Source organism: Oleiphilus sp. HI0123, assembly GCF_001635315.1.
The window spans coordinates 1-5,788 of sequence record NZ_LWGE01001114.1 but is presented as its reverse complement, the minus strand read 5'-3'; the positions used below and the strand labels follow the sequence as shown (position 1 = coordinate 5,788).

Sequence of the window (5,788 nt, the reverse complement as noted above, 5' to 3'; positions counted from 1 at the left end):
TTTAGTCGTTAAATCTGGCCAATTTAATACAGAGGCGATTGAAAATAGTTTCGTGGTGAACCCTCAAAAGCAGCTTGTAACACTTCAAACGCAAGATACTGAGCTAGATATTTCTGTATCTGATCTTCAGAGTAAAGTGAACCTCGAAACTGTGGGGCAGCGATTTTCTGTCTTAGAGCATGGTGTTGTCGATTTTGCATTATTGTCTAACGAGGTCGATCGAATATTATTCGACGTTGTTAATGGTGGAGCCAAGTTGACTTTTGAAGTAGAGGGCGCTGCGCCAACAGAGGTTCTTACGTTACCACTTATTTTTGACCAATCTCGTGGTGCTAAGCTGTTCTCAGATTCTTTGGTTGGTGTATTCAGACGAACAAAACGACGAGTCTATATTGAGAACAAGGAAGTGAAAGGTCAAACTCAGGCTATTGGGTTATTAGACTTGGAAGCTAGCCTAATTGATCATGACCTACTCTATAGTAACGATAAAACTGAAAAAGAAATTTCACTAAGTGAAGTTAATGATGTGGCGCCTAACTTGGCTGAATCATATCGTTTGCTTTACGAATACTATGTAAAAAATAAAACACTTCCATCTTTATGCGGCTGGGGGAATGAATACCGAGCCTTAGTAAAGCAAGTAGTCAGCGCTTATCATGAATATCTGAGTTTAATTCCTCACAAGAGATATTTGGAGGATGAGCAAAAGCTTGTCTTGCAGATTGGTATGATGCATCACGAAGGTGATGAATTTATCTCGCCAGTTCATCCTCTGGTATTATCTTATTACTTGAATCTAGTTGAGTATGTAATCGCTGACGCCTCTAATAGTTTTCATGACCTACCAAAAGTGACACTTGATCGACTAAACCCTCAGGGGTTGCTGCCTTTTGTCTTCGATGCTGAGCATAGTTTCTCGTATGTAAAGGTGCACGAACATAACTGTTTCTGGATGCACTGTGTTCCGCATAAAGACACTAACTATAGTTATGTAACTAAGCTTGTTAAAGACAAAATAGACGAGTTTACCGAGGCGTTTTCCTCCTTATTTGGGAAAAGCAAAGGCATTGATGCTCGCTCTACTTTGATTATTAACTCGGTTAACAATTATGAGAATCATGAGTTATTTCTCGGTGTAGTTGAGCACGTAATTAAGCACAAGAATAAAACAGTCAATATTCATGTGAACGTCTATGATGATTCACTGATTCAAAATGAGTTTGATCGCTTTTCTGATATGTCTAGTTATGACCAGATAAAACAGAGCTATGGACTGAATAAAGGAAAAGCCAAAGATCATGCCGATACAATTGTTGACCTACTAAGAACACGCGTTACTTACAGTAAATTCACGCACGATGAAAGTGATCAACAAGCATACGCGCATTTAACTTTCTTTAGAAATAATCAAAAGGTTAAGGTAATTGACGTAAACCCAGAAGATAAACTATCTGGAATTACCTGCCATGGTTTGATTAATGGAGAGGCTTCAGCGAGTGAGCAAGGAAACTATATAACAGGTTTTGGACTAAAGAATACTGACTTCAAAGGATTGCTGCATGTAGAAATTGCAGAGATGCTTGGTCGACTCATTCGGCCTTCAAGAGAATCAGCAATCGAGTATCGTGATAGTAGTGCGATAGCGTTGGCAGTCGATGATAGGTTTAAGACTCAATTAGAACGCTCTTATGACAGCGCAATTTGGACATCTATTATTGACCCTAAAGTAACATTGGATTTCTTTGAAAACTCCCAAGATATGCTGCTCATACACTATTCGGATCAATATACTAGCTCTGCTAGTTATGATGCGATTACGGTGACACGTCAAACTGATTTGTATGACAAAGTGCTTGAGAAAGAAGAGGGAGGCTTGATAGGCGAATTTAATGCCTTTAATGGAGAGTGGTTATTAAAGATGATCACTGATCCACCGCTTATTCGCAAAGAGCGTAAAGGAATATTAGCAGCGTATAAATTAGTGAGTTGTTTGTTGGCTAATTCTGATATCACTTGGGTACCGATGTCGGCTGCTGAAATGGTAAGAGTGTCCGGAAATATTGGCCTTAAGATGTCAGAGTCAGAGTTTTCTAGGAATGTTCAAGGGTATAAGTCGGGGGCTATTTCTGATGACGTACTGTTTGTAGGGTTCAAAGATCAAAAACTCTACTTGCTGCCTTTAGAGGTTAAAACTGGCGTTAGTTATGACGTTAAAAAAGCAATCAAGCAAGCTCAGGAATTATCGCGCTATTTAAGTGAAGAGCTCCTTAGCGGAGATGGTTTTTCGAGAAAGCTGTATCGAGGGTTGTTCATCCGACAGGCATTAATGCAGATTGATAAGTACGAACTATATTCTATCTATCCAGAGGGGTACTTTTCTCAATTTGTTGATAACAAAGAGTGGTGGTTACAAGGCGACTACGAATTGGCAGGTATCGCTGATTATCCTCGCGGATTTGTTGTAGCTAACCTTCAAGATGACAAGTGCTTAGAAACCAATGTTGAAGAAGTGGAAGGTATACTGAAAATTGAGGTTCCATACAGTTTTCTGCCTAAGACAATTTCAACCCCCCTTAAGACCTTATTGCTCGATACTCATTTGACTGCCGCTGCGCAAGTACCGGAAAAGTACTTTTTAACCCATTCCGAAGCTTGTGAAGTTGTTCAGAATGTTGATCATCAGGAAATATCCGATATCGTCAAAGAAGTTGTTGATGAAGAGCATCAGGAAATTGAAGAGAATATTGAAGTTGAGAGTGTTCAGAAGATTGAACCAACAGAATCTCTAAAAGTACTAGTTGGTCACGAAGTAAAACATGATGAACCAGTTTACTGGGAGCCGACTAATACAGCCAAATTTATGAATACTAACTCAGGTATTATTGGCACTATGGGGACTGGCAAAACTCAATGTACAAAGTCGGTAGTTACTCAGCTATATCGAAACCAACATTTGAATATTGATGCGAAACCTATTGGTTTGTTGATATTCGATTACAAGTCCGACTATGTTGATGATAAGTTTTTATCTGTCACGGGAGGAAAGAAATATAACCTTCATAAGCTTCCCTATAATCCGTTGAGCCTCTTTGGCGATACCCCTATGTTGCCGGTTCATACGGCTAGGGGCTTCTCAGAAACCATGGGGAAAGCTTTCGGCTTGGGGCAAAAGCAGCAACTAAAACTTCGTAAGTTGATTAGTGAGGCCTATGAGCTTGCTGGAATAAGTAAGTCTGATCAATCAACATGGTCTAAGCCAGCACCGACTATTGCAGATGTTTGGAGCTTGTTTATTGATCAAGAGAAGGTCGAAGAAGACTCTCTTTATGCTGCGCTTGAAAGCTTATATGAGCTGGAAATATTCGAAGATGANATTAGTAAATGCACGAGTTTATATCAGCTGATTGATGGAATTAGAGTAATCGAATTGGCTGGTTACCCTCCCCAGATTCAGAATCTCGTTGTCGCATTAACATTAGATTTGTTCTATTCACAAATGCAAAAGCAGGGCAAACCTGAAGTTAGAGGTGACTTCCGTCAGGTGACCAAAATGATATTGGTGGATGAAGCTGATAACTTCATGTCTCAGGATTTCCCAAGCTTACGAAAAGTATTAAAAGAAGGACGGGAGTACGGCGTAGGGGTAATTTTATCGACGCAAGATATTACTCACTTCAAGACCAAAGAGAACGATTATTCGGCTTATATATTGAGCTGGGTTATTCATCGTGTTTCGCAGATCAAGAATCAAGATATTAAATCTCTGTTTAATAAGGACGATAAGGCTGAGCAAGAATACCTGATGAAAACTATACGAGAGCTAGACAAGCACTATAGTCTATACATAGATGGGGATAAAAAGGTTAGTAAGATCAAAGATAAGGCATTTTGGGAGCTGATTGTTTAAAACTATGGCTACGCAGGACTTGATTGATAATTTACAAAGCGATTATGACTCGTTTATGGCTGCTAGTGATGAGTTTCATCTTAAGCTCGCCGAGCGGACAGTGGCAATTAGCCCCAAATATTGGGCAGAGAATATTGATATAATTGAACGTCAAGAATACAGCTGGGTCGAAGTCAAATTTACGGAGCTAGAGCAGCATTTAGTTGCGAATCCAAATAGCGCTAATGGAGTTGGCGTTTATCTTTTTATCGTAAAGCCCGATGTAACCGTTTTTGGTTTACCTGGCTATGTTTACTATGTGGGGATTGCTGGAGAGAACTCTTCAAGGCGTCATCTCAATATGAGGCTTCCGGAGTATTTGCAGTTCTCATCAATCAAGAAGAGAAAAGCGGTTCATAATGCACTGAAGTTCTACCATAAAAATACATATATTGTTTATTCGAAAGTGGACCTTCAACCTGAAGAATTAAGGGAGCTTGAAACTGCATTTCATGGTTTCTACTACCCTTGGGCGGGAAAGAGAGATTTTCCAGTTGAAATTAAGGAATCTAGAAATGCGTGGGGAAGATAAGTAATGGCGACTAATGTATTTCCTTGTTTGAGAGGTGTTGTGGGAGACTGGGTTTATTATTCTACTGTAATGACAGCGGAACAGATTAGTCAAAAGATCTTGCGAGCTCATAATATCAGAGAGGCTGAAAGTCTAGAGGAATATCTACAGCGAGATATCACTGCTAATGTCGACAAATTAGTGAAATATATTGATGAGAGAGACGATCGTTTTTTTAACTCGATAATTGTCGGTGTTTTTGGGGGAGTTCCTGAATGGAATTCATTTTCTCTAGCTATGGTTGACGAGTTGTCAAACTTAGGTGAAAACGAAATAAGCTATTTGGAAGACTCTGTCGGAATCCTAAAATTTGATGGCAACGAAGAGATGTTTGCAATCGATGGGCAGCATCGAGTTGAAGCAATAAAACATGCTCAAAGTGAAGGGCTGGCTAGCGAAGACCAATTTTCTGTTATTTTTGTGGCACATAATGATGACGAGTGTGGAAATCGAAGAACTAGAAGACTGTTCGCTGACATAAATAAAAAAGCCGTTAGAGTTTCAAACGGGGACTTGGCGATAATAGATGAAGAAGATTCTCACAACATTGTTGCTCGAAGGCTTTATAGTGATTACGAACATTTTATGTCTGGTGATTTAATTGCGTTAACTAAAAGCGGTTCTCTTCCAGCTAACTGTGTCGAGCAATATACAAACTTACTGACTTTGGCTTCTGTCAATAAAATCCTCAAACCTTTGCATAGAAATTTTAGGAAAAAAAATTGGAATGATGATGACCTGAACGAGATGTTTGATATATCAAAGAGTTTTTTTGATTTCGTGATGATGAAAATAACTTCTGTTAAACGATGTATCATTGATAAGCAAATAACAATAGAGGAGGCACGTTTCACTGAGAATAATTTGCTTTTCAGACCTGTAGGTATAATGGCAATGGCTGAAGTTTATAAAGCGTTTTATAAATCAGACCGGCTTGATGAACTGGAAACCAAAGTAAACGAATTTGATTTTTCTATGGATGGGGCTCATTTGAACAACTTAATATGGAATACAGGTAAATTAGAGCTCAAGAATAAAAAAGTAATGATAGATTTTATGTTGTATATGTTTGGCTTAATAGATGAAGATATTGAAGGGGTTAGTCGAAGTTTTCGTGTCGCGACTAAGGGAACAAGAGAACTTCCCCCAGCATTCTAGATTCTAGAGGATAAACGGACTACTTATTGACGGAACACTTCAGAGAAGTGCCAATCCAAATACTCAATTGATGGTTGGTATTCTATCTTTCTAGGTGAGGAGATTTTTCGATT

The 5,788-nt window shown here is 39.0% G+C and carries 3 protein-coding genes; all 3 read left to right on the top strand.

Translation table 11 applies throughout. The features are described from left to right. The coding region (gene dptH, locus A3761_RS11365; RefSeq protein ID WP_068750232.1) for a DNA phosphorothioation-dependent restriction protein DptH at nt 1-3,907 on the top strand (3,907 nt) is incomplete at its 5' end. 19 nt (nt 3,908-3,926) lie between these two features. Beyond that, nucleotides 3,927-4,478 carry a hypothetical protein gene (locus A3761_RS11360; protein ID WP_156491804.1) on the top strand — a complete coding sequence of 184 codons (552 nt, stop codon included), beginning with the start codon at nt 3,927-3,929 and terminating at the stop codon, nt 4,476-4,478. A gap of 3 nt (nt 4,479-4,481) precedes the next feature. Then, complete coding sequence (locus A3761_RS11355; protein ID WP_068739906.1) at nt 4,482-5,675, top strand: DGQHR domain-containing protein; 1,194 nt, start codon at nt 4,482-4,484, stop codon at nt 5,673-5,675. The last annotated feature ends 113 nt before the right edge of the window (nt 5,676-5,788 follow it).